This is a genomic window from Pseudomonadota bacterium, from assembly GCA_038533575.1.
Classification (GTDB): Bacteria; Pseudomonadota; Alphaproteobacteria; order Rhodobacterales; family Rhodobacteraceae; genus Shimia_B.
Window position 1 is genome coordinate 1 of record JBCAYL010000008.1, and the last position, 4,118, is coordinate 4,118.

A 4,118-nucleotide genomic window follows, 5' to 3' on the forward strand; every position below is an offset into this window, starting at 1 on the left:
ATCTAGTCTTGGTCACCTTTCTAAAGAGGGGGAAACAGCCTTTGTATCAGTGCTGCCATTAAGTTATCTGCATCAGTCTCTCCAAGTTCTTTAAGGAATAGTGCAACCATTTTTTTATTGCATGTACAGTAATTACCACCACGTCGCTGCGGCCACCACGTCGCTGCGGGCTGACACCCAGCCTACGGGCTGACACCCAGCAGCGAAAGGATCTGTTTAAACCTTGGTTAAGAGGTGTGGTGGCTGACGCGTACTATACACCAATACTTGGGTCCGTGGTCAGCGGGCTTGTAACCTTCGGGGAGTGGTGTATGGATCGTACTAATTGACAGACTCCGACTTAGGTTGAGAAAGGTCAGCTGCCTACTCAACTGTACTTTCTTGCTACGAACAGACGAAACGAATATAATAGGGATAGAAGGGCTTGTACCTCTAAAACCCTTAAGATTGGTGTCTTAAATGTTCAAGGTTGTAGTACTAGCGAGGAAAAGAGGGAGGAAATAGGAAATATGTTTAGAAAGAGAAAGTTAGGTGTATTGGCGATAAGTGAAACAAAAATGAGAGGGAAGGGTGAGGTGGTGTTTGGAGGAGTAGGAGGGCGAAGTTCTGGTGTAGAAAATGGAAGGGCGAGAGAAGGAGTGGCGATACTGTTGAGTGAGGAGGTGAGGAGATGTGTGACGGAGTGGAAAGAAGTGTCGTCAAGGCTCATGTGGGTTAGGTTAAAATTTGGGAGGGAGGGATGGGTTATAGTGAGTGCCTATGGACCAGGGAGTGAGAAAGATGACAACGAGAGGGATCAATTCTGGAATGAACTCAGAGATTGTGTTAATAGTTTTGGGGATAATGTTAACGTAGTGGTGCTGGGTGACCTAAATGCTAGGGTGGGGAATATAGTAATACAAGGGGTAACTGCTAAATTTGGGGTGCCAGGCGTAAATGATAGGGGACAGCTCCTACTAGACATGTGTATAGATCAGGAACTAGCGATAGGTAACACCTATTTTAAGAAGAAAAAGAAAAATAAATATACGTGGGCGAGGGTGGTGAGAGGGAGGGTAGTAGAAAGAGCGCTCATGGACTATGTACTGGTCTCCAAGAAAATCGTGGGGAGGCTGTTAGATGTACATGTGTATAGGGGGGAGGCAGGAGGAATCTCGGATCACTACCTGGTTCAGGGTACATTAACGGTGGCTGGGGGAAGGGAAAGGGGTGGGCGAGGGGGGAGGGAAAGGGAGGTGTTAAAAGTCAGCGAGCTAGAAAATCAGGAAAAACTAGCGGAATATCGGGAAAAGCTGGCAGCGGAGTGGGAGGGAGTCAAGGGGAGGGAGTGGGGGGGGGGTGGAAGCAGAATGGGAACTCTTTAAAGGGGGGATAGTTAGATGCGCGAAGGAAACATGCGGGATGAGAAAAGTTGGAGGAAGGAGAAGGAAGGGGAGTGAATGGTGGAATGAGGAGATGAACCTAGTAGTGGCAGAAAAAAGGAGGGCTTTTGAGTGTTGGCTGAGAGATAGTAACGACCAAACGCGGGAGAGGTACAATGAGAAAAAGAGGGAGGTGAAGAGGAAGGTGCGGGAGATGAAAAGAAGAGCGGATGCGAGGTGGGGTAGAAGCGTGACGGAAAATTTTGCGCAGAACAAGAAAATGTTCTGGAAGGAGGTGAAACAACTGAGGAAGGAAGGAGGTAAAAAAGAGGAGACAGTGAAGGATCTCAATGGCCAAATGCTCACAGAGGGAGAGGCGGTTAACAAGAGGTGGGTGGAACATTTCGAAGAGCTGCTAAACTACGAGGATAATAGGGAAGCTAGGATAACAGCAGTAGCTTTTGAGCAGGGGGTACCTAGGATGGGTAGGAGTAATGAAGCTCTAGTCACCAAAAATGAAGTAGAGGAAGCCCTAAGGATCATGAGGACAGGGAAGGCAGCGGGATTAGATGGTATACCAGCAGAGTGCCTAAAAAAGGGAGGAGTAGCAGTAGTGGAGTGGCTAGTCAGGTTGCTTAACATATGTTTCGAGGCCGGGGAAGTACCAGCAGATTGGAGGATGGCAGCGATAGTTCCCATATTCAAGGGGAAGGGGGACCAACATGTGTGCGGCAACTATAGGGGAATTAGCCTGCTAAGCATGGTAGGGAAACTTTTTGGGAGAGTGTTGATCAACCGAATAAGGGATGGGACAGAGGATGCTCTGAAGGATGAGCAGTGTGGGTTTAGGAGGGGCAGAGGGTGCGTAGATCAAATATTTGTTGTACGTCAGGGATGCGAAAAATATCTAGCGAAGGGGAAGGACTCTTTCTGGGCCTTTATGGACCTGGAAAAGGCCTACGATAGGGTAGATAGAGGAGCCCTCTGGAGAATGCTGAGCTTGTATGGGGTTGGGGGAAAACTACTGTCAGCAGTTAAGAGCTTTTATGTAGACAGTAGAGCTTGTGTAAGAGTCGGTGATCAAGTTAGTGATAGTTTCCAAGTTAAGGTGGGGCTTAGGCAGGGCTGTGTGATGTCTCCTTGGCTTTTCAATGTGTTCATGGATGGGGTGGTGAGAGAGGTAAACATCAGGGTTGGTGAAAGAGGGCTAGGGCTCATTGAGGGAAACGGGGAACAAGAGTGGGTTATAAATCAGGTTCTTTTTGCTGACGATACTGCGCTCGTGGCCGATTCAGAAGAGGGCCTGCAACAGCTGGTGACGGAATTTGGGAGGGTGTGTGATAGAAGAAAACTTAAAGTAAACGTAGGCAAGAGTAAAGTAATGAGATGTACGAGAAATGAAAATGGGGGAGGGCTAAATATAAACCTAGGTGGAGAGAGGCTAGAGGAGGTGGAGAGTTTTCGGTACCTAGGATCACAAGTGGCAAGGAATGGGGAAATAGAGGAGGAAGTTAAATTTAGAGTAGGGGAAGCGGGGAAAGCTATGGGGGGTATGAAAAAGATTTGGAAGACTAGGGAACTTGGGATGGAAGTCAAAAGAGGGCTGTACGAAAGTGTAATTGTGCCTACAGCGTTGTACGCAGCAGAAACCTGGGGAATGAAAACAGCAGACAAAAAACGCCTGGACGTCATGGAGATGAGATGCTTGAGGAGCATGTGCGGAGTGACAAGATGGGATAGATTAAGAAACGAGGAGATACGTAGGCGTTCAGGGGTTTTGTTGGAGCTGTCCAAGAGAGCAGAACAAAGAGGGTTAAGGTGGTTCGGACATGTGGAAAGGATGGACGAGGGCAGAATGGTAAAGAGAATCACGGGATCAGGGGTTAGGGGGGTGGGAGGGAGGGGGAGACCAAGGATGGGGTGGGGGGAGGGAGTTAGGAAGAGCCTGAGAGAGCGAGGTTTGTCAGTGGAGGAAGGAAGAGTAAGAGCAAGAGATAGGAAGGAGTGGAGAAAGTTCGTAAATGCGTGATAGGAAGATCCGAGGAGATAGGGCCCGCCGGCCAGAGGGCGGGCGGACTGGGGGGTGTGGATACATATGAAGTGGCTATTCGGCCGTGGAATCTTTCTTTGTGCCCCTTAATCTCTTAGGTGTTAAGCGTTAGGTAGCACAACTTGGTTAGGAGGGGGGAGGGTTAGCTTTTGCAGAGAGGGCTTTTTGTTTTTAGCTAGGGGACTCGTGAAACACACGTGATGCAGGGGCTGTCCTTAACTGCGGTGATCCTTGTATCGGCCATGATCGGGTACTATAACGACTTTAGTGATTAGGACGTGTGTCTCTATGCCTTGGGGACTTGGGCCGACAAACTTAGCTTAGATTGTGTTGTCCATGTGATGTCCAATAGGAAGGGGGATAAAGAATAGGTAGAAAAGGTAGGTCAGGTAATATAGATATTTATTAGCATAAGAATTTTTAGTTTTGGTATTAGCTTTATTTTGTGTAATGTTAGAAGTTATCGTTTCGTCTGGGTCACCCTCCTTACAAAGGGGGAAACGGCCATGGAATATAGATAGATAGACTAATACAAGTTCGATTCACAATCCTTATGTGGGGTCAGTGGCTGAATGGGTTTGGGTGTGGGGTCTTTTCACACTTTGTGGGAAGATTGTGGGTTCGAGTCTTGATCAGGGTGTGTGTGTGTGTGTGTGTTAGGGGAAAGTGAATGATTGTATAAGACGAGGTATGTCCATATAATAATA

2 protein-coding genes are annotated in these 4,118 nt (G+C 47.8%); both read left to right on the forward strand.

Annotation, left to right across the window (positions count from 1 at the left end):
• Positions 1–446 precede the first annotated feature (446 nt).
• Positions 447–1,364: an endonuclease/exonuclease/phosphatase family protein gene (locus tag AAFM92_16675; protein ID MEL7302015.1), complete on the forward strand. Its 918-nt coding sequence runs from the start codon at positions 447–449 to the stop codon at positions 1,362–1,364.
• Positions 1,339–3,390 carry a reverse transcriptase family protein gene (locus AAFM92_16680; GenBank protein ID MEL7302016.1) on the forward strand — a complete coding sequence of 684 codons (2,052 nt, stop codon included), beginning with the start codon at positions 1,339–1,341 and terminating at the stop codon, positions 3,388–3,390. The genes AAFM92_16675 and AAFM92_16680 overlap by 26 nt, the downstream gene beginning before the upstream one ends.
• The last annotated feature ends 728 nt before the right edge of the window (positions 3,391–4,118 follow it).